Origin of the sequence: Novosphingobium sp. (assembly GCF_030696665.1) — a bacterium.
Lineage (GTDB): Bacteria > Pseudomonadota > Alphaproteobacteria > Sphingomonadales > Sphingomonadaceae > Novosphingobium.
Map to the genome: position 1 here is coordinate 51,332 of NZ_JAUYRV010000022.1, position 24,098 is coordinate 75,429.

Sequence of the window (24,098 nt, forward strand, 5' to 3'; positions counted from 1 at the left end):
AGCACCGATGCCGAAAAGACAGCCCCCTCAACCACAACAGGTTGAGGGGGCTGTCTTTTATCCAGCAAGCTTCACAAAGCTGTCGATCACGCGTTTGCGGCCTGTGCCGTCAAAATCGATCTCAAGCTTGTTGCCTTCCTGCTCAGCCACAGTGCCATAGCCGAACTTTTCGTGGAACACGCGCGCACCCACCGCGATGTCGTTGCGTGGTTTAGCAGCGAAGCTGGCGGCGCTGCGGGTGCTTTCGGCGATGCGGCGCGGCTTTGGATCGAAGGGCTGGGCGGCGGCGCGTTGCCAGCCCGGACCGCGCGATGCACCGCGATTGGCGCTGGCCTGTGCCACATGCGCGAAAGGATCGTCCCGCTCGCTCCAGTTGGCGCGCCACATTGATGCCCCGCCCGACAGCGTGGTTTCCTCCTCGATGTGGTCGGCTGGCAGTTCGCCGATGAAGCGCGAGGGGATGGAACTGGTCCACTGGCCATAGATCTGGCGATTGGCGGCGTGCAGGATCGTGCAGCGCCGCCGCGCACGCGTGATCGCCACATAGGCCAGGCGGCGTTCTTCCTCCAGCGAGGCAAGACCGCCTTCGTCGAGCGAGCGTTGCGAGGGGAATACGCCCTCTTCCCAACCGGGGAGGAACAGGTTCTCGAATTCCAGTCCTTTGGCTGCGTGGATGGTCATGATCGTGACCTTTTCCTCGTCGGCAGTCGCCTCGTTGTCCATCACAAGGCTGACGTGTTCGAGGAAATCACCCAGCGTTTCATACTCTTCCATCGCGCGGGCGAGTTCGGTGAGGTTTTCGAGGCGGCCGGCGGCTTCGGCGGTCTTTTCGGCCTGCAAGGCGGCTGTGTAGCCGCTTTCGTCGAGCATCGTGCGGGCGAGTTCGGCGGGGGCAAGCGTTTTGGCCTCATCGCGCCAGCGTGCAAAATCGCGCATCAGGGCGGTCAGGGTGCCGCGTGCGCGGGCGGGAAGTTCGTCTGTGTCGAGAATTTCGACCGAGGCCAGAGCCAAGGGAATGCCGCGTGCCCTCGCGTGACGGTGCAGCTTCTCCAGCGTCTTGTCGCCAAGGCCGCGCTTGGGGGTATTATAGATGCGCTCGAACGCCAAGTCGTCCTGCGGGCTGGCGATCTGCCGCAGATAGGCCAGCGCATCGCGGATTTCGGCGCGCTCGTAAAAGCGGAAGCCGCCAATTATACGATAGCCCATCCCAATCTGGATGAAGCGGTCTTCGATGGCGCGGGTCTGGAACTGCGCGCGCACAAGGATCGCCACCCGATCAAGCGCGGCACCTTCGCGTTCCAGTCGCTCGATCTCGTCACCGATCCGCCGTGCTTCTTCAGGCGCGTCCCACACGCCGATGACGCGCACCTTGTCGCCGCCATCGACCTCGGTCCACAACGTCTTGCCGAGGCGTTCGGAATTCTCCGCGATCAGGCCGGATGCCGCGCCAAGGATGTGCGGGGTGGAGCGGTAGTTTTGCTCCAGCTTGATGACCTTCGCGCCCGGAAAATCCTTTTCAAACCGCAGGATATTGGCGACCTCTGCGCCTCGCCATGAATAGATCGACTGGTCATCGTCACCCACCACGCAGATGTTCTTGCGGTTCTGGGCGAGCAGCCGCAGCCACAGGTACTGGACAGCGTTGGTGTCCTGATACTCGTCCACCATCACGTATTTGAAGCGCTGCTGCCAGCTTTCGAGAATGTCACGTTCGCGGCGGAAGATATTGAGCATGTGCAGCGTCAGATCGCCGAAATCGCAGGCGTTCAGCTCGCGCAGCCGGTTCTGGTAGAGCGCATAAAAGCGTTGACCTTTGCCGTTGGCATAGGCCTCATTTTCCAGCGCATCGAGATCGGCCGGGTTGTACCCGCGGTTTTTCCAGCGGTCGATCAGTCCCGCAAGCAGCTTGGCTGGCCAGCGCTTGTCGTCCACACCTTCGGCCACGATCAGTTGCTTGAGCAGGCGCAATTGGTCGTCGGTATCGATGATCGTGAAGTTGCTTTGCAGGCCGACAAGTTCGGCGTGGCGGCGGAGCATCTTGGCCGCGATGGAATGGAATGTGCCGAGCCACGGCATCCCTTCCACCGCCGGGCCGATCAGCGCACCAACCCGCTCGCGCATTTCGCTTGCGGCCTTGTTGGTGAAGGTAACGCACAGGATCTCGCTTGGCCACGCAAGCCGCTGGCGCAGCAGATTGGCGAGGCGCGCAGTTAGCGCAGCAGTCTTTCCGGTGCCCGCGCCCGCCAGCATCAGCACCGGACCTTCGGTGGTCAACACCGCCTCACGCTGGGGCGGGTTCAGGCCATCGAGCCAGCTTTGTTCTTGATTCGCAATTTGAGACACACGGGAACGGTTAGAGAACATTCCTCAGTGCGGCAAGGGCGCGTGGCCTGCCTGAGTCCGGACCTCAGTCCTCGTAGTTCTCGTAGTAGTCCGCTTGATAGTCGGAGTGCTCATGGTAAGCGTCCGCGTTGTTGTCGCGGTCATTATGCCATTTCAGCTCTTCCTTTTCATAGAAGTTGCCAGCCTTTTCCGAGGCCTTGCCAACCACTGCCACGGTGGTGGCCCCCATGATCGCACATGAACTGATCCAGAGAAGTGACAGGCACCCAAGACCCATCATCACCGAACGCAAAAGATCCGACATCGAAGCCCCCTATATTCATCCCGAGATTTACGGCGGCACGGTTAATTTCATTTGAAGATTGTCGGTTCGTCGCATCAATTGTGGCGGACTGCCGCAATTGGCGGAACCCGGCGTGTGTCTGCGGCTTGGCCCTATGTCCTGATGCTTCAGCTTCAGAATTTCGACCGAAGGAGTCCATCATGCGTAACCTTTTTGCCGCCAGTGTGCTGGCGCTTGCCGTTGCTTCGGCACCAAGTTTTGTCGCCGCGCAATCCACCATGCCACCGGCGGCGTCGGCAATGCCTGACACAACTTCGCCTACCCCGCCTGACGATACGACTGCAGCCACCGCGCCGACCACAGCCACCCCCTATGCGCCCTCGGCAGATCAGCAACTGCTGATCGATGCATGGCCGGCTGAGCAGAAGAGCAAGTATGCCACTTGGCCGTCGTCCTATCAGGAGTACTTCTGGACGCTCGACGAAAGCCAGCAAAAGGGCTGGTGGGCGCTGACCGAAGAGCAGAAAGGGCAGGTCTATGCCATGACGCCCGATCAGCGCACGCAGGTCTGGCCGTCAATCGTGGCGCAGGTGAATGGCCAGTCGGCCGCTGCGACTTCCGCCAATCCGGCACAGTCTAACCCTGGCGCGCCTGCTCCGGGTATGGCCGAAAACGCCATGCCCACGACGCCGGGCCAGCCTGTGGGAAATAGCATGACGGCTGATGCTGGCCCTGCTGCAACCACGCAGACGCCCGGTACGGCAATGGCGAGCAACGCAGAGGCGCCCACTGCGATGTCCAAGGACTATCCGGTGTGCAGCAAGACTGTGAAAGACGGCTGCCGCAACCGTGGCGGTGTGTGAATCGTCAGGGTGAAGTGATGCAATGAAACAGGGCGCAGGACTCAGGTTCTGCGCCCTTCTTGTTTGGGCCAAGCCACTTGCTGGTATGGAAAGTGAGGACTAATCCCCCGTCGTCGGCGACCTGCGCTGGCGGGAGGAACCGAACCTTGCATCCCCTGAAAACGCACGCGCGGGTTTTGAGCGCCAGTCTGGTTGGCACGGCGGTGGAATTCTATGATTTCTACATCTACGCCACAGCCGCTGCGCTGGTGATCGGGCCATTGTTCTTCCCGAGCGAATCCGAAACCGCACAAACCCTGCTGGCTTTCATGACCTTTGGCCTTGCTTTCTTTGCGCGGCCAGTCGGGGCGGTCGTGTTCGGGCATTTCGGGGACAGGATCGGGCGCAAATCGACGCTGGTCGCCTCGTTGATGCTGATGGGCACCTCGACTCTGCTGATCGCGTTCCTGCCGACTTATGCCATGGCCGGATGGATCGCGCCCGCGCTGTTGTGCCTGCTGCGTTTCGGGCAGGGCTTCGGCCTTGGCGGAGAGTGGGGCGGGGCGGCGCTTCTGGCGGTGGAGAATGCCCCCAAGGGCTGGGAAGCGCGCTTTGGCAGCGCACCGCAATTGGGCGCGCCGGTAGGGTTCTTCTTTGCCAACGGTCTGTTCCTGCTGCTGGGGTTGGGCCTGTCGGAGGCGGACTTTGCCAGCTGGGGCTGGCGCGTGCCGTTTCTGGCCAGCGCAGTGCTGGTTGGCGTGGGCCTATGGGTGCGGCTGAAGATTGGCGAGACGCCTTCGTTCAAAGCCGAGATGGAAAAGGCACCGCCGCCAAACGTGCCGATTACGCGACTGCTGCGCGATCACACTCCCGCCGTGCTGGCCGGGATCGCAGGGGTGGTGGCTTGCTTTGCGGTGTTCTACCTTGCGACGACGTTCGCGCTATCGTTTGCAACCACCAAACTGGGCTATGCCAAGCAGGAATTCCTCGGCATTCAATTGGGTGCAAACGCCTTCTTTGCGCTTGGCATTCTGGTTGCGGGGTACTGGGCCGACAAGTCCTCGGTCCAGCGCGTGCTGGGTACTGGGGCGGCGCTGACGGCGGTTCTCGGGCTGTTCTTCGGCACGGGGCTGGGATCAGGGTCGTTGCCTATCGTCTTCATGACACTGGCCGGATCATTGTTCGTGATGGGCCTCGCCTACGGTCCGCTCGGCGCGTGGTTGCCGACGCTGTTTCCAGTCTCGGTGCGCTACACCGGCATCTCGCTGGCATTCAATATCGGCGGCATAATCGGCGGTGCGCTGGCGCCGTTCGCGGCGGCTTGGACCGCTGCTGTGGGGGGCACGGCCTATGTCGGCCTGTTCCTGACGCTGGCGGGTGCGACAACGCTGGCCGGCATCTGGTTTGCGCCGAGGTTGAAGGCCTAAGCCTTCAACCGCATCAGCGTGATCAGCGCCTTGCCAACCTTGCGCTCGGCATCGACTTCGCAGATGCGCACATCGGGTTTTTCCTTGAGGCCGGTTTCGAGGCTGATCCAGGTGCCTTCGCCAATCCAGCCTAGCCTGGTCAGTTTCTCGATCGCCACTGCCCCTGCGCCGGTGCCATAGGGCGGATCGAGCATCACGAGATCGAGCGGCTGCTTGACCGCGCCAAGGGTCAACACCGATGATGCGCGTACATCGCACTGCGGGGCGCAGCGCAGCGCCGCGATGTTGGCGCGGATGGTGCGCACCGCGCTGGCATCAGTCTCCACAAACAGCGCCGTGGCAGCACCGCGCGACAATGCTTCGAAGCCCAGCGCGCCCGAACCGGCGAACAGGTCGGCCACAGCCAGCCCTTCGAAACTGCCGAGGCGGCTGGCGAGCATCGAGAACAGGGTCTCGCGCGTGCGGTCGGCTGTGGGCCGGGTGGTGTCACCCTCGGGCGCGCGCAACGGGCGGCCGCGCCATTCTCCGGCGATTATTCTCATTTGGCTTTCAACGTCTTGCGGAAGCGTTCAACCTGCACCTGCGGAATTTCTTCCACTGACCCGCGCTGCAGATCGGCCAGTTCAAACGGGCCATAGCTGGTGCGCAGCAGGCGCGAGACTTCAAGGCCGAGGTGTTCGAGCACGCGGCGGATTTCGCGGTTCTTGCCTTCGGTCAGCGTCATTTCGATCCACTTGTTGCGGTTGGCGCTGCGTTCCAGATTGGCGTTTATCGGGCCATAGCGTACGCCGTCGATCTCTATGCCCTCCATCAGCTCTTCGAGCCGTGCCTGGGTGATCTCACCGAACGTGCGGGCGCGATAAGTGCGCGGGATGCCGGTTGATGGCAGTTCCAGAGCGCGCTTCAATTCGCCGTCGTTGGTCATCAACAGCAGCCCCTCGGTGTTCACATCGAGGCGGCCTACCGGCATGACGCGCGGGGTGTTTGCAGGCATGGAATTGCGCAGTGCGGTGTAGATCGTCGGGCGGCCCGTGGGATCGCGCTCGGCCGTGATCAGGCCCGCAGGCTTGTGGAAGCGGAACAGGCGCGGCGCAGCGATGGGGCCCACAGGCTTGTCATCAACGCTCACGCCCCTGAGGCTGGTCAACAATGTGGCAGGGGTGGTCACCACCTCACCATGAAGCTTAACGCGTCCATCCTCGATCATCCGCTCAACCTCGCGGCGGCTGGCGATACCGGCGCGGGCGAGCAGTTTGGCGATGCGGTCACCTTCACGCTCGGAGCCATCTTCGGCCAGTGCGCGCTTGGCAGCGACAACGGGTTGCGACGTGCGCGGCGCACCGCTGCGCATGGAAAACGGCTTCTTTTCGGGGGTGGCGGTGCGAGGGCTGAACCTCTTCGGGCGATCGCCGCCATTTCTTGGGGGTAAAGTCATCCGCCGCCCTTACGCGCAAACGCGCAATCCGTCACCCCGAGTCATGAGGGTCTGGCATCACGGCAATTGGGCGCTAGTGTGCCGGTCAGATTTTGAGGGAGCATTCGCGTCAATGAGCGCAGACACGTCCGGCCAGCGTACCTTGATGGATTCGGTGCGGCCCTATCTCGAGAAGGAATCGCTTGCCGCGTTCTTCCTCGGCATGTCGTCGGGTTTTCCCTATGCGATGATCGGCGCGACGCTGACCACGCGGCTGGCGCAGGACGGGATCGACAAGAAGACCGTGACGGCCTTCACGCTGGCGTTTCTGGTCTATAATCTGAAGGTTTTCTGGGCGTGGGTCGTCGATGGCGTTCACTTGCCACTGCTGGGGCGCATGGGGCAGCGCGTTTCGTGGATGCTGCTGTCCGGCGCACTGGTCATGGCGGCCGTAGCCAATCTGGCGCTGGTCGATCCTTCGGCAGACCTTGGCGCGACAGTGCTGGCTGCGGTGCTGGTGGGCGTGGCTGGTGCGACCTTCGATATCGTGATCGACGCTTACCGGATCGAGACGCTGAAACCCTACCAGCTCGGCACCGGATCGGGGATGAGCCAGTATGGCTGGCGCATCGGTTCGGCCGGGGCAGGCGCTTTGGCGCTGGTGGCTTCGGCACGATACGGGTGGAGCGCTGCCTATCTGTTCTGCGCCTTGTTCGCGCTGCCCGCGATGCTTACCGCGCTGGCGCTGGGCGAACCTGCACGCCATCGCGATCCGGTAGGCAAGAAGGGCGTGGGCGATGTAGTCGCCTCGATCATCGGCCCGTTTGGCGAGTTCTTCCGGCGCAATGGGGCGTGGCTGGTGCTGGCGTTCATCCTTATCCACAAGGTTGGCGACACGCTGGCCAATCTGACCTTCCGCCTGCTTTTCAACGATCTGGGGTTCAGCAACGACGAGATCGCGATTTGGGACGTGGGCGTGGGCTTCTGGGCCTATCTCATCGGCATCTTCATCGGCGGCATCGCTTACACGCGCATGGGGCTGAAGCGCTCGGTGCTGGTGGCGCTGGTGCTGATGGCGGTATCGAATCTGTCGTTCGCCGCGTTGGCGGCGGCGGGCCATTCGAACCTCGGCATGGCGGGCGCAATCGGGTTCGAGAACATGGCTTCGGGCTATGGCGGGGTGGTCGTTGTCGCCTATTTCTCGGCGCTGTGCGACTTGCGCTACACCGCGTCGCAATATGCGCTGATTTCGGCCAGCGCGAGCGTGATCGGGCGGTTCGCCACTGGCACCACGGCGGGCGGACTGATCGAATCGATGGGTTACGTGAACTTCTACATCCTCACCACGCTGCTGGCGCTGCCCGGTGTGGTGCTGTTCTGGTGGATGGGGCATAGCGGGCTGGTCGATGCGGCGATGGGGACCGCTGGCGAGGACAAGTCGGACGCCGATCCGTTTGCCTAACCCCAAACATTCCGTTCGGGTCGAGCGAAGTCGAGACACCGCAACGCCAACGTGTCTCGACTTCGCTCGCCACGAACGGGACTCGGCTTAATCCGGAATTTCTTCGTTCAGCCGCAGCACTTCACCCGCAAGGTAGAGCGAGCCGACGATCAGCACGTCGCCCTCTGGTGGCAGCGCGGCAAGTGCTTCGGGCACGGTGGCAAAGCTGCGCACAGGCAGGCTGGTGAACGGTGCAAAGTCCTCTGGCCGATGCGCGTCATGTCCCGGCGCGGGGACGACTGAAAGCGACAACGCCCGGTCTGTCAAAGGCTTCAGGATTGCCGATGGATCCTTGTTCGCCAGCATGCCCATGATCAGATGCACCGGTGGCTGCGACGCGAGGTGGCGGGCGATGGCGCGGCCTGCGTCGGGGTTGTGCCCGCCGTCGAGCCACACGGTTCGGTGCCCGGCCAGTTCCGTCAGTGGACCTTGGCCGAGGCATTGCAGGCGTGCAGGCCAGCGCGCATCGACAATGCCCTTGCCCATCGCTGCGAGTGACACGGAAACCGCGCTTTGGTGCCGGAGCATTGCCACGGCCAGTGCGGCGTTCTCGGCCTGATGTTCGCCGGGAAGTGCGGGCAGGGGCAGGGTCAATTCGCCCGATGCATCGCGGTAATTGATGCAGCCTGCGATCTGCGCGTCCCAATCGCGCCCGCGCATAATCAGCGGCGCGCTGATCTTTGCAGCAGTCTTGGCCACCGAATCGGCGGCGATCTGCGGATAGGCCATCGTCACCAGCGGCACGCCGGGCTTGGCGATGCTCGCCTTTTCGAACGCGATGCGGGCCAGAGGCTCGGCAGGCACGCCTTCCTCCGGGGCAAGCAGGAACGCTTCGTGGTCTATCCCCAGCGTGGAAATCCCGCAGACAGCGGCGGTTGGCATCACGTTGGTGGCATCGAGCCTGCCGCCAAGCCCTGTCTCGATCACGCAGGCATCGGCGGGGGTGCGGGCATAGGCGAGGAACGTGGCGACCGTCGTCACCTCGAAGAAGCTGGGTTCAAGGTCGTGTCCGGCGTCCAGGACTTCCTTTAGCAGCGCGGCCAGCAGGTCGTCCTCGATCAACTTGCCCGCAATGCGGATTCGCTCGTTATAGCGGACGAGGTGCGGTTTGGTGGCGGAGTGGACGGTCAGGCCCTCTGCTTCGAGCATGTGGCGCAGATAGCTGCAGGTCGATCCCTTGCCGTTGGTCCCGGCCACATGAAACACGGGCGGCAAGTGGTCCTGCGGATTGCCGAGCCGTGCGCAAAGCTCGCGCACCGTATCAAGGCCAAGGCGGCCCGATGGCAGCGATAGTGCGCCGAGGCGGTCAAGCTGGGCTTGTACCTCGGCGTTTTCTGAGATTGCGAAGTCCTTCAACCCATCCTCCCCTGCACGGGGAGGGGGACCGTCCGCAGGACGGTGGAGGGGGTTGTCGGAGCCCGCTGCGGCTGATGGAGAACCCCCTCCACCACGCTTCGCGCGGTCCCCCTCCCCGTCCCCGTCCCGGGGAGGATGAGGGTCACGCCGCCGCCTTCGCCGCCATCAGATAATCGATCACCTGCGCCAGCGTCACTTTCATGTCGCGCCGGTGCGTTACCATGTCGATCATGCCATGCGCATAGAGATACTCCGCGCGCTGGAAACCTTCGGGCAGCTTTTCGCGGATCGTGTCCTGGATCACGCGCTGTCCGGCAAAGCCGATGAGTGCGCCGGGTTCGGCAATCTGCACATCGCCCAGCATCGCATAGCTGGCGGTAACGCCGCCGGTGGTGGGATCGGTCAGCACGACGATATAGGGCAGTCCCGCAGCGCGCAGACGCGATATCGCCACGGTCGAGCGCGGCATTTGCATCAGGCTGAGGATGCCTTCCTGCATACGCGCGCCACCGGCTGCGGTCACGGCCACGTAAGGGCACTTTTCACGCACTGCACGCTCGCACCCGGCGACGAAAGCATTGCCCACGGCCATGCCCATCGATCCGCCCATGAAGGCGAATTCCTGCACGCCGACAACGGCTTTCTGCCCCTCGATCTTGCCGAAGGCGTTGGTCAGCGCATCGGCGTGGGGATTGGCGGCGCGGGCGGCTTTCAGTCGGTCGACATACTTCTTGCTGTCGCGGAACTTGAGCGGGTCTTCCTTGACCTTGGGCGCGGGCAGCAACTCGTACCCTGCGTCCAGCAACTGGTTGAGCCGCGCGTCTGCGCCAATGCGCCCGTGATGTTCGCAATGCGGGCAGACCGATAGGTTGTCTTCATAGTCCTTCACGAACAGCATTTCGCTGCACGAAGGGCACTTGATCCACAGGTTGTCCGGCGTGTCCCGCTTCGGCGTGAAGGGGAGGGCGTTGCGGACCTTGTTCAGCCAGCTCATGCGATTTCCTTCCGGGCAGAGTGGACGGCAGCGGCCAGCGCTGCGGTAAGTTCCCGCACCGGGCCAGCGGCATCCGCGCCATGTTGTGCTACCAGATCGACCAGCGCCGAACCGACGACGACGCCGTCTGCGACCTTGGCGATTGCAGCGGCCTGTTCGGGCGTGCGCACACCAAAGCCTACCGCAACGGGGATGGTGGCCGAAGCCTTGATCCGCGCCACCGCCTCGTCAATCGAGGCTTGCGCAGCCTGCTGCATCCCGGTGATGCCCGCGACCGACACGTAGTAGAGAAAGCCGGACGATCCATCGAGCACAGCCGGAAGCCGCGCCGCATCGGTGGTCGGCGTGGCGAGGCGGATCAGGGAGACGTCAGCACCACGCAGCGCGGGGCCAAGCTCGGGGTCTTCCTCGGGCGGAATGTCCACGCAGATCACGCCATCGACGCCCGCCTTGACGCATTCGGCGGCGAACCAGTCGGCCCCGCGAATGGTCATCGGATTGGCATAGCCCATCAGCACCAACGGTACTTCCGGGTGGCGCGCGCGGAATTCGGTGGCGATGCGCAGGATGTCGGAAGTCTTGGTACCAGCGCCGAGCGAACGCAGGTTCGCCAGCTGGATCGCCGGACCATCGGCCATCGGATCGGTGAACGGCATTCCCAGTTCGATCACGTCCGCGCCGCCTTCGACGAGTGCGTCGAGGATGGATGCGGTGGCGTCAGGCGTCGGATCGCCACCGGTGACGAAGGTCACGAGGGCGGGGCGGCCCTTGGCGAAGGCGTTGGAGAGGCGGGTCATATTTTCGGCTTCCACCATATGATCGGGAGTAAAATCCAACTTACAAGAAACATGGTCACTCCAAGGAGTCCCAAGGTGACTTCAAGAGCCGACGGGAAAAGGATTTCTGACGGGAGAAGCGAGTGGGGAGAAATCGTCTCGAATTCATATCCCCGTTCAGCGCGATTAACCCGCATCCGGTTTTCTAGAAACACAGTAATCAAGCCGGACAGCTGAAGGCAGAAAACCAGCAAGAGCCGCCCGTCTCTTTTCAAAGCGAGACCCCCAGATGCTCCGCGACCGAGAAGATGTCCTTGTCCCCCCGTCCGCACAGGTTGGCAAGGATGATCTGGTCCTTGTCCATCGTCGGCGCGAGCTTCTGGACGGCTGCAATTGCGTGGGCAGGCTCCAGCGCGGGGATGATGCCTTCGGTGCGGCAGAGCAGCTGGAATGCGCTCAGCGCTTCCTTGTCGGTTACCGAGGTATAGTCCACGCGGCCGATTTCCTTGAGCCATGAATGCTCAGGCCCGATGCCGGGATAATCGAGCCCTGCGCTGATCGAGTGGCCTTCGGTGATCTGGCCGTCCTCGTCCTGCAGCAGATAGGTCTTGTTGCCGTGGAGAATGCCGGGGCGTCCGCCGGCGAGCGAGGCGGCATGTTCCTTGTCCAGCCCATGCCCTGCCGCTTCGACGCCGAGCATCTTGACGCTGGGATCATCGAGGAACGGATGGAACAGGCCGATGGCATTCGATCCGCCACCGATGGCCGCAACCAGCACATCGGGCAGACGGCCAGTGCGGTCCATCATCTGGACGCGCGCTTCCTTGCCGATCACGCTCTGGAAATCGCGGACGAGTTCCGGATAGGGATGCGGACCGGCGGCGGTGCCGATGATGTAGAACGTGTTGTGGACGTTCGCCACCCAATCGCGCAGCGCCTCGTTCATCGCGTCCTTGAGCGTGCCCGCGCCTGCCGTTACCGGCACCACTTCGGCGCCCAGCAGCTTCATGCGGAACACGTTGGGCGCCTGACGCGCCACGTCGGTCGCGCCCATGAAGATCACGCAAGGAAGGCCGAAGCGCGCGCAGACGGTGGCCGTGGCAACACCATGCTGACCAGCGCCGGTCTCCGCGATGATCCGCGTCTTGCCCATGCGCATGGCGAGCAGAATCTGCCCGACGCAGTTGTTGATCTTGTGCGCGCCGGTGTGGTTCAGCTCGTCGCGCTTGAACCAGATTTGTGCGCCGCCTAATTCCTCGGTGATGCGGGGCGCGAAGTACAGCGGGCTGGGGCGGCCCACGTAATGTTCCAGCAGATCGTCGAACTCTGCCTGAAATGCCGGGTCGGCCTTGGCCTTGCGGTATTCGGCTTCCAGATCGAGGATCAGCGGCATCAGCGTTTCGGCAACATACCGCCCGCCGAACTGGCCGAAGTGGCCACGTTCATCGGGCAGGGTGCGGAAGCTGTTGGGAGTTGGCGCGTTCATGCGCCCGCGCTTGGCAGAGCCGCGCGGGAAAGTCCAGATTTGCAAAGCCCGGACCTTTGGGGCAGGGGGCTTTTGCTGCATTGCAGAAATCTGCACGTGTCGTTCATCTTTCAGCAATCTGCTGCAGTCTAGTGCGGCTTTGCAACGTCGTGAAGGCGGCTCCGAAAGGGGTCGCCTTCTTGCGTTGTAGTAATGATCAAATAAATCTCAAAAGTAACTATCATTGTTAGTGTGGCTAATGTTGCAGACTTGTCACATTTTATCCGGGTTTTGCTTTTGAAGTGATTTTCGTCATTGTCACCCTGCCGGACCGACCCTACCTGACCCCCGCCACCTTCGGAAAGAAGGGGCCAAAAAGTCAGGAGTACAAAATATGCGTCTGGTTCTTATCTCTCTCGCCGCCTCGCTTGTTGCGGCAACCCCAGCTCTCGCCAACGAAGCACGCGTCGAAGCACGCGGCGGCATTATCTGGAACGGTTCGGACAGCGAAGAGCTGGCTGGCGTCGCTGCCGGTTACGATTACGACCTCGGTGAAACCGCGTTTGCCGGTGCTGAAGTTTCGGCTGACAAGCTGCTCACCGATGGCACCAAGGTTTCGTTCGGCTTCAGCGCCCGCGCCGGTGCGAAGATCGGCGAAGCTGGCAAGCTCTATGGCATCGGCGGCTACAGCACCGAAAACTGCGACAGCTGCGAAGGCGCATGGTCGCTCGGCGCTGGCTACCAGCACTCGTTCGGCAAGTTCTACGCGAAGGCGGAATACCGCCACTTCTTCCCGGACAACGCTCTGTTCACCGATACCGATGCTGCTGTCATCGGCCTCGGCGTGAAGTTCTGATAGCGCGCCTCCACGCACGTTTGGAACAAAAGGCGGGCGGTCTCTTCGGGAGGCCGCCCGTTTTTGCGTAAGGATCAGGCGTTTCGCGCGTTGAAGCAGAAAGTGCGGATGCGCGTTTCATCCTTCACACCCGGCGCGCTTTCCACGCCTGACGACACATCGACCAGCGTCGTCCCCGTGCCCCGCACCGCATCGGCCACATTGCCCGGGGCAAGGCCACCGGCAAGCCCCCAGCCCAGCGGTCCCCTGTAGGCCTTCAACAAATTCCAATCGAACACCAGCCCCAGCCCGCCGGGCAGGGCCGCGCCCTTGGGCGTTTTGGCATCGAAAAGGACGAAATCGGCAGCATCTGCATAGGCGTCCGCCTTGGCCACATCGCCCGGCCCGGCCACGGAAATGACTTTCCACACCGGCTTGCCAAATTGCGCGCGCACTGCGGCTGCCCGCGTCGGCGTTTCCTTGCCGTGCAGTTGGATCGCATCGAGCCGCGCCGCTGCCACCGCCTCGGCGATGAAGGCGTCATCGGCGTCGACGAACACGCCCACGCGGGTGACCCGCCCCTCGGCTTGCGCGGCAAGTGCAGGTGCGGCGGCAAACGTCAGGAATCGCGGGGAAGGGGGGAAGAAGTTGAACCCGACATGGCTGGCCTGCGCGCCAATCGTTGCGTCGAGCGCATCGCGCGTGGTTACGCCGCAAATCTTGATGTGGGGTCCGGGCATAGGCGGCGCGTTACGGGGAACGCGCCGCCTATGTCAAATTGCCCGGCTCAATTCAGCTTCAGTTCGCCAGTTCGTAGCTGACGTTGACGGTCACCGTCATTTCCAGTTCGCCTGCCGCAACCGGAGAGGACTTGGGTGCTGAAGCCATGTCAGCCCGTGCGAACATCACTTGCGGCTGCGGGGGTGACCAACCGGCGTTCTCGTTGATTGCAAGAATGCGCACGACGCGCAGACCCGCAGCCTTGGCATAGAGGTCCGCACGCGCCCGAGCCTTTTTCATCGCTTCGATGCGTGCTTCGTCCATCGCCGCATCGGGGCTGTCGATCTGGAAGCTTGGACCGTTCACCTGATTCGCGCCTGCTGCCACCAGCGTGTCGATCACCTTGCCGTACTGGTCCAGCTTGCGCTGGCGGACCGAGACCTGATTCGTCGCCTGATAACCGACGATCACCGGGTCGCGCTCTTCGATGGAACCATCGGGCAGGCGCTTCGGCTGGCCATAGACTGGGTTCACCGACAGGTTGCTCGTCTGGATGTCGCGCTCGGCAATGCCGCTCTTGCGCAGCGATGCGATGACGGCAGTCATGCGCTGGGCATTCTCCGTAAGCGCTTCACCGGCGGTCTTGCCTTGCGTGGTGACGCCTGCATTGAACACCGCCAGATCGGGCGTGCGGGCAGATTTGCCCTCGGCTGCTATGCTCAGCAGCGTGTTGCCTGCGCCAACGACCGGACCTGAAGACATGACCTGAGCCTGAGTTGCAAACGGGGTGAGCGCCGCGAGTGCGGCGGCGATAAGGAACTTGCGCTTCATGTAGGGTAGTCTCCCGGAAATGCCACTGCTGCCGATCTGGGCGCAGCGACGTTACACGGCGATGAACCGTTCAGCGCAGGCTTCGTTCCAGCACGACCATGCGGAATGTGTCGGGGTCGCCATAAGGAAATGGTCGCGTTTCGCCGCTGCGAGCATACCCCCGTCGTTCATAATACGCGATCAGGTCTGCCCTTGCGTCGATCACGGTCATTTCCATGATCTGCGTGCCGAACTGCTCGGCTGCCATGTCTTCGGCATCGGCAATCAGCGCGCGGCCCAGCCCCTCGGCCTGCAACTCCGGATTTACGCAGAGCATGCCAAGATAGGCGCGGCCTTTGCCAAGGGTGCGGATGGTGACTGTCCCGGCGAGCTTGCCTTCAATCTCCGCCAGCAGAACCCTGGTGTTATCGTCAGCAATGGCATTGGCCAGTTCTTCATCGCTGGTGCGCTCATCATCGAGCAGATCCGCCTCGTGCGTCCATCCTTGTTTGGCGCTTTCACCACGATACGCGCTTTCCACCAGCACGCGCAGACGCGGCACGTCCACAGCTTTGGCAAGTGCGAAGCGAATCATCGGATCAAAGCGTGCCTTCGATGGCCCGGGCAGCGGCGACCGGATCTTCGGCGCGGCTGATTGGGCGGCCAATGACCAGAACGCTTGCCCCGGCATCACGCGCGGCGCGCGGCGTGACAGCGCGTTTCTGGTCACCCAGCTTGCCATCAGCGGGGCGCAGGCCCGGCACCACGAAATAGCCGTTCTTCCAGCGCTTGTGGATCGCGCCCACTTCGTGCCCGGAACAGACGATGCCATCCAGCCCGGCTTCCTGCGCCAGATCGGCAAGTCGCAACGCCTGATCATAGGCCGATCCGCCCACGCCCATCGCGCCCATGTCGGCATCGTCAAGGCTGGTCAGCACAGTCACCGCCACCACCTTGCAATGCTCGCCCGCCGCCGCCTTGGCATCTTCCATCATCGCCCGCCCGCCCGAGGCATGGACGGTCACGATGGCTGGCTCCAGCACGTGGATCGATTGCATCGCACCGGCCACGGTGTTTGGAATATCGTGCAGTTTCAGATCGAGAAAGATCGGCAGACCCACCTTGGCCATCTCATGCACGCCGTGATGTCCGTGCGCGCAGAAGAACTCCAACCCAAGTTTCAGTCCGCCGACGTGGCTTTTCACCTTCTGGGCAAGCGCAATCGCGGCATCGAGGCGGGGCAGGTCGAGGGCAAGGTAGATCGGGTTGCTCACAGGGTTTCGCTCTTGATTTCCGGCGTCTGACCAGCATCTCTTTGGGCCGCGTCCAGATGGGTTGATGTAAGAGAAGGCGCGACCTTGACGCTCAATTGCGTCTCAAGGTTCGCAATACGCCGCAGCAATCTCCAGCGTGTGGCGCGGTACAGCAGCCAGGTTGGTACAAGTCCAAGCAGGAATGCGAGGATCACCAAGGCAGGCAGCCGCGTTTCGAGCAGCAGGCCTTCCCAGATGCGCACTTCGACTGGCTGCCAGTTTGCGGCAGTAAACGCAGCCAGTACGGCCACGACGAGAACCCAGAAAATCGTGCGCAGCATAACCATGCCTTTCGCTCCGTGAGCAGCCCGTCCTGCCGTGATGCTTAAGGCACGTTGTCGCGCTTGGCGAGTCCTCAGGCTTCCCCGAACACCCGCGCAAAGATCGTGTCGATGGCCTTGAAGTGATAGTCGAGGTTGAACTTGTCCTCGATCTGCTCCGCGCTCAGCACGGCTGCCACTTCAGGGTCGGCTTTGAGCAGTTCCAGCAGCGAAAGCTGCCCGTCCGATTCCCACACCTTCATCGCGTTGCGCTGCACCAGGCGATAAGACGCATCTCGCTCCAGCCCGGCCTGAGTCAGTGCCAGCAGCACCCGCTGCGAGTGGACAAGGCCGCCCATCTTGTCGAGGTTCTTCTGCATCCGCTCGGGATAGACCAGCAGCTTGTCGATCACCGAGGTCAGCCGCGCCAGCGCGAAGTCCAGCGTGATCGTCGCGTCAGGCCCGATGAAACGCTCGACCGACGAGTGCGAGATGTCGCGCTCATGCCACAGCGCCACGTTCTCCAGCGCCGGGGTCACAGCAGAGCGCACCATGCGGGCAAGACCGGTGAGGTTTTCGGTCAGCACCGGGTTGCGCTTGTGCGGCATGGCCGACGAACCCTTCTGGCCGGGGGAGAAGTACTCTTCGGCTTCCAGCACTTCGGTGCGCTGCAGGTGGCGCACTTCCACCGCAAGGCGTTCGATGCTGCTGGCAATCACGCCCAGCGTGGCAAAGTACATCGCATGCCGATCACGGGGGATCACCTGCGTTGATACCGGCTCAACCTCAAGGCCCAGCTTCTCGGCGACATATTCTTCGACCGAGGGATCGATGTTCGCAAACGTGCCCACCGCGCCCGAAATTGCGCAAGTCGCCACTTCGGTACGCGCGGCGACAAGGCGTGCCCTGCAGCGGGTGAACTCGGCATAGGCTTCGGCGAGCTTCTTCCCGAACGTGGTCGGCTCAGCATGAATGCCGTGGCTGCGGCCGATGGTCGGCGTGTATTTGTGTTCAAACGCGCGGCGCTTGATCGCTTCGAGCAGCGCGTCGATGTCGGCCAGCAGCAGGTCCGATGCCCGCGCCAGTTGCACGCTCAGCGTCGTGTCCAGCACGTCAGAGCTGGTCATGCCCTGATGCATGAAGCGCGCTTCCGGCCCCACCTGCTGCGCCACCCAATCGAGGAACGCGATCACGTCATGCTTGGTCACAGCTTCGATGGCGTCAATCGCGGCAACGTCGATGGTCGGGTTCGTCGCCCACCAGTCCCACAGCGCCTTGGCCCCGCTCGGCGGCACAACGCCCAGTTCGCCCAGCTTTTCGGTGGCGTGCGCTTCGATTTCGAACCAGATGCGATAGCGGGCTTCAGGCTCCCAGATCGCGGTCATCGCGGGGCGGGCGTAACGGGGGACCATGTTCGACTCCGATGCAGGTTCGTGCGCGTGGCGTGTGCGGGGGCCGCTAGGGAAGGGGGCGCTCTATGGCAAGGGGCAAGACGCCAAGCCCTTGTTTCACAGCGCAGGGTTCTCGGCTGCAAACCGCCTTACCACGGTGTCTGCGCCGAAATCCGTAAGGTGTGTCCAGTCGTGATAGATCGCCTTGCCCTGCCGCATCAGCGCGCAGTCCGTGCCATCGCACAGCACTTGGGCCGGATCGAAAAAGCGCGCGTTCGGTAGGCGAATGACCTCGCCCGCAAGCAGCGGGTTGATGCGATGGCCCTCGGCAAGCGCGCGCGGGTAGGACGAAGGACACACGATGTTGATGAACGCAAGGCAGCGCACGTAGCCGCCCTCCATCGCATCGCCTGCCGCCGCCGCTGTCGGGGCATTGCCAACGATGATCACGCGCGTTTCCGGCGGCAGGGTACGCCGCAGCCGCTCGATCCCAAGACGCACGGCAGTCCATCCCTTGCCCGAGGATTTTCCGACCGACCGTAATGATCCAGTCTCGAACATCTCGCGCTCCCACCGCTGCGCCCAGATCACCGTGCCGATCTTCCGTTCGCGCACGATCTGCGCCAATTGCGCCGGGCGGCTGGCGCAGTCTTGCGCTGCTTCTGACTGGTCGGCAAAGTTGGTCAGCCCCGGCAGGCCAAGGCACCCCGGCGCAGTATAAAGCGCGCCGTCGCCATAACGTTTTGCCAGCGCTGGAAAATACTGCCGGGCAAAGCTGTCGCCATAGACGATGAAGCGCAGCGGCCGGGTGCCGTGCGGGACGATCTCCCACACCCGCTCGCCGGGCGGCGCATGATTCCCCAGTGCTTGGTTGACAGGCGCACTACGCGGTTTCAGCCAGCGCAAATGTCCGGCAATGCCAAGCGCCAGCACCACCGCGAGCATCGCGCCACACCCCAGCACAAGCGCCATCGGACTGCGCAGCAGGCGTCCGTCCCGCACGGGCCGCTCAAGCAGATGCAATGAGGCAAAGCCCAGCAGCACGGCAAGCGCCACTGTCCCGCCCGTGATCCACAGCGGCGGATCGCCCAGCCACACGTAATCAAGCGTCGCCAGCAGCGGATTGTGCCACAGGTAGATGCCATAGGACGCCGCGCCGATGGCCGTCAGCGGTGCAAGGTTCAGCAGCTTTCCAGCCAAATTCTGTGGCGCGGCATGGCGTAGAACCAGCGCTGCGCCGATCACCGGCAACAACAAGGCCCACCCGGGCGTTGCCGAAGGATCACCGAGCACATAGCCCATGCCGGTCATCGCCAGCCCGGCCAGCGCCGGCCAACCGCGCGTGCGCCCAGCAGGCAACGCCGCACACGCCGCGCCGACAAGAAGCTCCCACGCCCGCGTCGGCAATGTGAAAAAGGCCAGTGCAGGGTCGTTGTCCTGCACGATCAGGCCCGCCGCAAATGATGCCAGCGCCAAACCGGCAAAAGCCGCCAAGAGCACGCGCCCGCGCTGTGCCGTGAAGTGCCGCTCCAGCTTCAGCAGTGCCAGCATCAGCACCGGAAAGACGATGTAGAACTGCTCCTCGACACTGAGCGTCCACAAATGGAGCAGCGGGGCGAAGCCTTCGTCGTCTTCGAAATATCCGGTCTTGCGCGCAAACAGCATGTTTGCCGCAAAACCCGTGCTGGCTGCCAGACTTTGCGAAAATTTGCGGAAGTCTGGCGGGATCATCGTCACCCATGCCAGCAGCAGGCTCACCAGCAAGACCGGGACCAGAGCGGGCAGGATGCGTCGCGCGCGTCGTTCGTAAAACTGAAGCAGGGTGAACCGCTGCTGCGCGCTGTCATCCAGAATTGAGCGCGTTATCAAATAACCGCTGATGACGAAGAACACGTCCACCCCGGCAAAGCCGCCGCCAAGGCCCGGCATCCAGGCGTGAAACAGCACAACCGGAATCACCGCAAGCGCGCGCAGCCCTTCGATTTCACGCCTGTATTGCAAGTGCCGCCCGCCAATGCCCCATAGACTGCACAGTGGCGGATCGCTGCAGGGCGTGCAACCGGCTCATGCCTCACCCGGCAGGGCAATTGCGCGCCAGGCGATCTCGCGATAAGCGATGTCTTGTCCGTTTTTCAGGAGCTTTCAGATGGTTCGCAAGGTTCTGGTCGTTGCCATCCTCGGCCTGTCGGTCGCGCTCGCTGGCTGCAACACTGTAAAAGGCCTCGGCCGCGATATCGAATCGGTCGGCAAGGCTGGCGAGAAGGCGATTTGATCAAATTGTGGTAATCAGATCAATCCCTTGGCCTTAAGCGAGGTGTGCCCCTCACGCCCAATAATGATGTGATCGTGCACGGACATGCCCATCAGGCGCGCTGCTTCCATGATCTTGTGGGTCACCTGAATGTCTGCCCGGCTTGGTTGGGGTGAACCCGATGGATGGTTATGTACAAGGATCATCGCCGCAGCACCCACGTCCAGCCCCTTCTTGATCACCTCGCGCGTGTAGATCGGGCTTTCGTCAAGCGTGCCGTCGCCCACCAGATGGTCAAGGATCAGCATGTTCTGGGTGTTCAGATACAGCACACGCACCCGCTCGACATTCAGATGCGCCATATCGATGTGTAGATAATCAAGCAGCGCCTGCCAGTTTGAAAGCACCGGCTGTTCGCGCACCGTGGTCCGTGCCAGACGCCGTGCGGCCAGCGCAACGATATGCAGTGCCGCCGCGCTCGTCTCACCCATGTTGGGGTGCAGAGCCAAGGCCTGCGGATCGGCATTGAGCACGCCTGCAAGGCTGCCAAAGCGCTGCACAAGCGAACGCGCAATAGGCTTGGTATCGATGCGTGGCCGGGCCACCATCAGCAGGTATTCGATTACTTCATGGTCGGCCAGCGCGTCGTCCCCGCCCGTCATCAGCCGCTTTCGCAACCGTGCGCGGTGGCCGCTGGAGTCTGCGCCATCGAATGACGTTTTCCCGGCGGCTGCGGGTTCCCGTTCAGGAAAGAGTCGGGTCTGGTCGGCCATGCGTTCCCTCACGGGCACCGAAAGGGTGCCAGTGCGTTCAACGCCGTGCATTGCCCAAGGCGCGGGAGTGCGCAAGAAGGGGGCAGATGACAGATCGTTTCGAAATGGCGGCATCCGGCGCCGCGCCCGGGGGTGAGGACGGCGTCGAGCCTGCGCCACGACGCTCCCGCAAGTGGCGGCGCGCCGGGCTGTCGGCGCTCGCCGTACTTGCCTTGGCCGGCGGTGGTTTGTGGCTGTCGAAGGAACGGCTGGCTGACCGAATCATCGTTGGCCAACTCGCCGCCTACGGCCTGCCTGCCACTTACGAGATCGAAAGCATCGGTCCGGGCCAGCAGATCCTCAAGAACCTCGTCCTCGGAGATCCCAAGCGTCCGGACCTTACGGTCGAACGCGTGCTGGTTTCGATCCGCTATCGCTGGGGAACGCCATACATCGGTGGCGTAACGCTCGTCCGGCCAAGGCTTTACGGCCAATACCTCAACGGAAAACTGAGCTTCGGCGCACTCGACAAGGTGCTGTTCGCGCCCAAGACTGATGACGCGCCGTTTACCCTGCCCAAACTCGATCTCGCCATCGAGGACGGACGCGGCCTGATGCTTACCGACTATGGCAAGGTTGGCCTGTCAATCGAAGGGCGCGGTGCCTTGCAGGACGGCTTCACCGGCACGCTCGCCGCCAGTGCGCCCAGCCTTGCCATGTCCGGGTGCAAGGCCGATCAGACAACCTTGTTTGGCACAGTCACGATCCGTCAGGAGCGGCCGTCGCTCACCGGCCCGCTGCGGCTGGCAAGCCTCAATTGCGAAGGTGGCGTTCGCAGCGGACCGCTCACCGCGCAGCTTGAAGCCCTTGCCGACAAGGACTTCGCGGGCCTCACCGGCAATGCCGCTTTGCGCGGGCAAAAGCTGGCCTTCCCGGGTGTGACGGCCGAATCGCTGGCGCTCGACACGCGGCTTGCCTTGCGGGATGGCGCGCTCACCGGGCGGGTTGAGGCCAACGCGGGCAGTGTTGCCAGCGATGGCGTCCGTTTCGGCTTGCTTGGCGTGGAAGGTTCCATCCGCGCTCGCGATTCGCTGAACAAGGCTGAATTTCGCGGTGCGCTGCAGGGCGAGGGACTGCGTCAGGGCACTGCGCTCACCACTGCACTTGATGCCGCCCAGCGCAGCGCCACCGGTACGCTGCTTGCACCCATGCTCGCGCAGATGCGCCGCAGTCTCACGCTGGAGGAGCGCGGCAGCCGCCTCACCGGCGAAGTCACGATGCGCAGCAATGGCGGTGCGCTCTCCGTCGTCGTCCCGCAGGCGCAACTCACCGGTGGCAGCGGGCAGGCCCTGCTTACGCTCTCCCGCTTCCAGCTTGCCAGCGCAAGCAACGACGGCCCCCCGCTGCTGGCCGGGAACATCACCACGGGTGGCGCAGGCTTGCCGCGTATCACAGGGCGGATGGAGCGCGGCCGTGCGGGGCAAGCGCTGTTCCGCCTCGCGCTCGCCCCGTGGCGTGCCGAGGGCGGCTCGGTTGCCATCCCCGAAATGATGATCGCGCAAGTGGCTGACGGATCGCTCGGCTTTTCCGGCACTGCACAGGTTTCCGGCGCAATTCCTGGCGGTTCTGTGCAAAACCTCGTCCTGCCTGTGAACGGCAGCTATGGCGCGCGCGGTGACCTTGCACTGTGGAAACGCTGCGTCAGCGCGCGGTTTGATCGTCTGACTCTCGGCAGCGTCACGGTGGACGGCAACACCCTCGCGCTTTGCCCGCCGGGCGGCTCTGCCATCGTCCGCAATGGTGCAAGCGGCTTGCGCCTCGCCGCCGGCACCCCCGCGCTCGCACTCACCGGACGCTTGGGTGAAACGCCGCTGAGCGTAAAGACCGGCGCAGTCGGGTTCGCGTGGCCCGGCGCATTGAACGCCAAGGCGGTCGACGTCAGCCTCGGCCCGCCGGAAACCGCCTCCCGCTTCCGCCTCGCCGATCTTGATGCAAAACTCGGCAAGGACTTTACCGGCACCTTTGGAGGCGTAGAGGCCAGTCTCGCCGCCGTCCCGCTGAACCTCGCCAATGCCTCGGGCCAATGGCGCTTTGCCAATGGCGCGCTAACGCTCACTGGTGCGGGTTTCGACCTGACCGACCGGCTTGACCCCGCCCGCTTCGAACAGCTGCGCAGCGATAGCGCAACGCTCACGCTGGCCGACAATCGTATCACCGCCAATGCCTTGATGCGCGAAGCGAAGACCTCGCGTGAAGTCGGCTCGGCAGTGATACGCCACGATTTGTCTTCGGGCACCGGCCACGCCGATCTTTCCGTGCCCAATCTGGTGTTTGACAAAGGCTTCCAGCCTGCACAACTCACCCGTCTCGCACTCGGTGTCGTCGCCAATGTCGATGGCAAGGTCACCGGCACTGGACGCATCGACTGGAACCCGCGCACCGTCATCAGCACCGGCAACTTCGGCACGGATAACATGGACCTCGCCGCCGCCTTCGGCCCCGCCAAGGGCCTCAAGGGCCGCATCGAATTTACCGACCTGCTGGGCATGGTCAGTGCGCCGCACCAAAAGGTCACAGTCGCCTCGATCAACCCCGGCATCGAAGTGAACGAAGGCGTGATCGACCTCACGCTCCTGCCGGATCAGGTGCTGCGCCTGCACGATGCGCGCTGGCCATTCCTCAATGGCACGCTGGTCCTCGAACCCACGGACCTGCGCCTCGGCATTGCCGAAGCAAGGCGCTACACAATGACCGTCATCGGCATAGACGCGGCCAAGTTCATCGAGAAGATGGAGCTTGGCAACCTCTCGGCTACCGGCATTTTCGACGGTCAGTTCCCGCTGGTGTTCGATGCCAATGGCGGGCGGATCGAGGAAGGCACGCTGCTATCACGCGCGCCGGGCGGCAACGTCTCGTATGTCGGCGCGCTGACGTATGAAAACATGGGCGCAATGGCCAACTTTGCCTTCGATGCGCTGAAATCGCTGGATTACAAAACTATGGCCATCGCCATGCGCGGCGATCTGGAAGGCGATATCGTCACCAACGTGAAGTTCGACGGCGTGAAGCAAGGCGCTGGCACCAAAAGCAACTTCATCACCAAGCAGGTCGCGAACCTCCCGATCCAGTTCAACGTCAACATTCGCGCGCCGTTCTACCAGATCATGACGTCTTTCAAGGCGATGTACGACCCGGCCTTCGTCAAAGACCCCCGCACGCTGGGCCTCGTCGATGCACAGGGCCGCGCGCTCCAGCGTTTCGGAAACGGCGTGCGCCCCGGCGGAACGCCCGTCATCGTTCTACCCGGCGCACAGCCCAATATTCAGCCTGCAGAAAGCGGAGCAATGCCATGAGGAACCCGGAAT

General features: G+C 63.1%; 22 protein-coding genes. 6 read left to right on the plus strand and 16 right to left on the minus strand.

Going from position 1 to position 24,098, the window contains the following annotated elements:
- Positions 1–57: 57 nt before the first annotated feature.
- Positions 58–2,343 carry an ATP-dependent helicase gene (locus Q8R81_RS05190; protein ID WP_305616379.1) on the minus strand — a complete coding sequence of 762 codons (2,286 nt, stop codon included), beginning with the start codon at positions 2,341–2,343 and terminating at the stop codon, positions 58–60.
- Between the two features lie 64 nt (positions 2,344–2,407).
- Positions 2,408–2,647 (minus strand): hypothetical protein, encoded by a 240-nt coding sequence (locus Q8R81_RS05195; RefSeq protein WP_305616380.1) that lies wholly within the window; start codon positions 2,645–2,647, stop codon positions 2,408–2,410.
- Positions 2,648–2,826: 179 nt separating this feature from the next.
- Between Q8R81_RS05195 and Q8R81_RS05200 the strand changes: the two genes are divergently transcribed.
- The gene (locus tag Q8R81_RS05200) at positions 2,827–3,489 is read left to right on the plus strand and encodes a hypothetical protein (protein WP_305616381.1); all 663 of its coding nucleotides are present in this window, start codon (positions 2,827–2,829) and stop codon (positions 3,487–3,489) included.
- Positions 3,490–3,635: 146 nt separating this feature from the next.
- Positions 3,636–4,895 (plus strand): MFS transporter, encoded by a 1,260-nt coding sequence (locus tag Q8R81_RS05205; RefSeq protein WP_305616382.1) that lies wholly within the window; start codon positions 3,636–3,638, stop codon positions 4,893–4,895.
- Here Q8R81_RS05205 and rsmD read toward each other — a convergent pair.
- Both rsmD and Q8R81_RS05215 read right to left on the minus strand, forming a co-directional pair.
- Positions 4,892–5,437: a 16S rRNA (guanine(966)-N(2))-methyltransferase RsmD gene (rsmD, locus tag Q8R81_RS05210; RefSeq protein ID WP_305616383.1), complete on the minus strand. Its 546-nt coding sequence runs from the start codon at positions 5,435–5,437 to the stop codon at positions 4,892–4,894. The genes Q8R81_RS05205 and rsmD overlap by 4 nt on opposite strands.
- Entirely contained in the window at positions 5,434–6,330 is an 897-nt protein-coding gene (locus Q8R81_RS05215) for a pseudouridine synthase (RefSeq protein WP_305616384.1), read from the minus strand. Before Q8R81_RS05215 ends, rsmD begins: the two co-directional genes overlap by 4 nt.
- Before the next feature lie 112 nt (positions 6,331–6,442).
- On the opposite strand from Q8R81_RS05215, the gene Q8R81_RS05220 reads away from it, so the two are divergent.
- A complete protein-coding gene (locus tag Q8R81_RS05220) occupies positions 6,443–7,771 on the plus strand; it encodes an MFS transporter (protein WP_305616385.1) in 1,329 nt (442 codons plus the stop codon).
- Between the two features lie 87 nt (positions 7,772–7,858).
- On the opposite strand, the gene Q8R81_RS05225 is transcribed toward Q8R81_RS05220, so the two are convergent.
- The 4 genes from Q8R81_RS05225 to trpB all read right to left on the minus strand — a co-directional run bounded on the left by Q8R81_RS05225 (position 7,859) and on the right by trpB (position 12,422).
- Complete coding sequence (locus Q8R81_RS05225; RefSeq protein ID WP_305616386.1) at positions 7,859–9,166, minus strand: folylpolyglutamate synthase/dihydrofolate synthase family protein; 1,308 nt, start codon at positions 9,164–9,166, stop codon at positions 7,859–7,861.
- Between the two features lie 142 nt (positions 9,167–9,308).
- On the minus strand, positions 9,309–10,160 hold the full coding sequence (gene accD / locus Q8R81_RS05230; RefSeq protein ID WP_305616387.1) for an acetyl-CoA carboxylase, carboxyltransferase subunit beta: 852 nt from the start codon (positions 10,158–10,160) through the stop codon (positions 9,309–9,311).
- Positions 10,157–10,957, minus strand: a complete 801-nt coding sequence (trpA, locus tag Q8R81_RS05235; RefSeq protein ID WP_305616388.1) for a tryptophan synthase subunit alpha — start codon at positions 10,955–10,957, stop codon at positions 10,157–10,159. The genes accD and trpA overlap by 4 nt, the downstream gene beginning before the upstream one ends.
- A gap of 250 nt (positions 10,958–11,207) precedes the next feature.
- Positions 11,208–12,422, minus strand: coding sequence for a tryptophan synthase subunit beta (gene trpB / locus Q8R81_RS05240; RefSeq protein WP_305616389.1), 1,215 nt, complete (start codon positions 12,420–12,422; stop codon positions 11,208–11,210).
- Between the two features lie 373 nt (positions 12,423–12,795).
- On the opposite strand from trpB, the gene Q8R81_RS05245 reads away from it, so the two are divergent.
- Positions 12,796–13,257: an outer membrane protein gene (locus Q8R81_RS05245; RefSeq protein ID WP_305616390.1), complete on the plus strand. Its 462-nt coding sequence runs from the start codon at positions 12,796–12,798 to the stop codon at positions 13,255–13,257.
- A gap of 74 nt (positions 13,258–13,331) precedes the next feature.
- Here Q8R81_RS05245 and Q8R81_RS05250 read toward each other — a convergent pair whose 3' ends face one another.
- The 7 genes from Q8R81_RS05250 to Q8R81_RS05280 all read right to left on the minus strand — a co-directional run bounded on the left by Q8R81_RS05250 (position 13,332) and on the right by Q8R81_RS05280 (position 19,731).
- Positions 13,332–13,976: a phosphoribosylanthranilate isomerase gene (locus Q8R81_RS05250; RefSeq protein WP_305616391.1), complete on the minus strand. Its 645-nt coding sequence runs from the start codon at positions 13,974–13,976 to the stop codon at positions 13,332–13,334.
- Between the two features lie 58 nt (positions 13,977–14,034).
- Positions 14,035–14,787, minus strand: coding sequence for an SIMPL domain-containing protein (locus Q8R81_RS05255; protein ID WP_305616392.1), 753 nt, complete (start codon positions 14,785–14,787; stop codon positions 14,035–14,037).
- 70 nt (positions 14,788–14,857) lie between these two features.
- Complete coding sequence (locus tag Q8R81_RS05260) at positions 14,858–15,361, minus strand: GNAT family N-acetyltransferase (protein ID WP_305616393.1); 504 nt, start codon at positions 15,359–15,361, stop codon at positions 14,858–14,860.
- Between the two features lie 4 nt (positions 15,362–15,365).
- Positions 15,366–16,040 (minus strand): orotidine-5'-phosphate decarboxylase, encoded by a 675-nt coding sequence (gene pyrF / locus Q8R81_RS05265; protein WP_305616394.1) that lies wholly within the window; start codon positions 16,038–16,040, stop codon positions 15,366–15,368.
- Complete coding sequence (locus tag Q8R81_RS05270) at positions 16,037–16,366, minus strand: lipopolysaccharide assembly protein LapA domain-containing protein (protein ID WP_305616395.1); 330 nt, start codon at positions 16,364–16,366, stop codon at positions 16,037–16,039. The genes pyrF and Q8R81_RS05270 overlap by 4 nt, the downstream gene beginning before the upstream one ends.
- Positions 16,367–16,434: 68 nt before the next feature.
- Positions 16,435–17,751, minus strand: a complete 1,317-nt coding sequence (gene purB, locus Q8R81_RS05275; protein WP_305616396.1) for an adenylosuccinate lyase — start codon at positions 17,749–17,751, stop codon at positions 16,435–16,437.
- 96 nt (positions 17,752–17,847) lie between these two features.
- Positions 17,848–19,731: an acyltransferase family protein gene (locus tag Q8R81_RS05280; RefSeq protein WP_305616397.1), complete on the minus strand. Its 1,884-nt coding sequence runs from the start codon at positions 19,729–19,731 to the stop codon at positions 17,848–17,850.
- Between the two features lie 145 nt (positions 19,732–19,876).
- Here Q8R81_RS05280 and Q8R81_RS05285 point away from each other — a divergent pair, with 145 nt between their 5' ends.
- Positions 19,877–20,002 carry an entericidin A/B family lipoprotein gene (locus Q8R81_RS05285; RefSeq protein ID WP_305616398.1) on the plus strand — a complete coding sequence of 42 codons (126 nt, stop codon included), beginning with the start codon at positions 19,877–19,879 and terminating at the stop codon, positions 20,000–20,002.
- 14 nt (positions 20,003–20,016) lie between these two features.
- On the opposite strand, the gene radC is transcribed toward Q8R81_RS05285, so the two are convergent.
- Positions 20,017–20,754, minus strand: a complete 738-nt coding sequence (radC, locus tag Q8R81_RS05290; RefSeq protein ID WP_305616399.1) for a DNA repair protein RadC — start codon at positions 20,752–20,754, stop codon at positions 20,017–20,019.
- Between the two features lie 86 nt (positions 20,755–20,840).
- Between radC and Q8R81_RS05295 the strand changes: the two genes are divergently transcribed.
- On the plus strand, positions 20,841–24,086 hold the full coding sequence (locus tag Q8R81_RS05295) for a YdbH domain-containing protein (protein ID WP_305616400.1): 3,246 nt from the start codon (positions 20,841–20,843) through the stop codon (positions 24,084–24,086).
- The last annotated feature ends 12 nt before the right edge of the window (positions 24,087–24,098 follow it).

Excerpts from the sequence above, each read along its gene's own strand:
- Q8R81_RS05295 (WP_305616400.1), top strand. The coding sequence starts at position 20,841 with ATGACAGATCGTTTCGAAATGGCGGCATCCGGCGCCGCGCCCGGGGGT.
- accD (WP_305616387.1), bottom strand. The coding sequence starts at position 10,160 with ATGAGCTGGCTGAACAAGGTCCGCAACGCCCTCCCCTTCACGCCGAAG.
- trpA (WP_305616388.1), bottom strand. The coding sequence starts at position 10,957 with ATGACCCGCCTCTCCAACGCCTTCGCCAAGGGCCGCCCCGCCCTCGTG.
- trpB (WP_305616389.1), bottom strand. The coding sequence starts at position 12,422 with ATGAACGCGCCAACTCCCAACAGCTTCCGCACCCTGCCCGATGAACGT.
- Q8R81_RS05255 (WP_305616392.1), bottom strand. The coding sequence starts at position 14,787 with ATGAAGCGCAAGTTCCTTATCGCCGCCGCACTCGCGGCGCTCACCCCG.
- purB (WP_305616396.1), bottom strand. The coding sequence starts at position 17,751 with ATGGTCCCCCGTTACGCCCGCCCCGCGATGACCGCGATCTGGGAGCCT.
- Q8R81_RS05195 (WP_305616380.1), bottom strand. The coding sequence starts at position 2,647 with ATGTCGGATCTTTTGCGTTCGGTGATGATGGGTCTTGGGTGCCTGTCA.
- Q8R81_RS05245 (WP_305616390.1), top strand. The coding sequence starts at position 12,796 with ATGCGTCTGGTTCTTATCTCTCTCGCCGCCTCGCTTGTTGCGGCAACC.
- Q8R81_RS05285 (WP_305616398.1), top strand. The coding sequence starts at position 19,877 with ATGGTTCGCAAGGTTCTGGTCGTTGCCATCCTCGGCCTGTCGGTCGCG.
- Q8R81_RS05215 (WP_305616384.1), bottom strand. The coding sequence starts at position 6,330 with ATGACTTTACCCCCAAGAAATGGCGGCGATCGCCCGAAGAGGTTCAGC.
- radC (WP_305616399.1), bottom strand. The coding sequence starts at position 20,754 with ATGGCCGACCAGACCCGACTCTTTCCTGAACGGGAACCCGCAGCCGCC.
- Q8R81_RS05220 (WP_305616385.1), top strand. The coding sequence starts at position 6,443 with ATGAGCGCAGACACGTCCGGCCAGCGTACCTTGATGGATTCGGTGCGG.
- Q8R81_RS05200 (WP_305616381.1), top strand. The coding sequence starts at position 2,827 with ATGCGTAACCTTTTTGCCGCCAGTGTGCTGGCGCTTGCCGTTGCTTCG.
- Q8R81_RS05250 (WP_305616391.1), bottom strand. The coding sequence starts at position 13,976 with ATGCCCGGACCCCACATCAAGATTTGCGGCGTAACCACGCGCGATGCG.
- Q8R81_RS05260 (WP_305616393.1), bottom strand. The coding sequence starts at position 15,361 with ATGATTCGCTTCGCACTTGCCAAAGCTGTGGACGTGCCGCGTCTGCGC.
- rsmD (WP_305616383.1), bottom strand. The coding sequence starts at position 5,437 with ATGAGAATAATCGCCGGAGAATGGCGCGGCCGCCCGTTGCGCGCGCCC.
- Q8R81_RS05270 (WP_305616395.1), bottom strand. The coding sequence starts at position 16,366 with ATGGTTATGCTGCGCACGATTTTCTGGGTTCTCGTCGTGGCCGTACTG.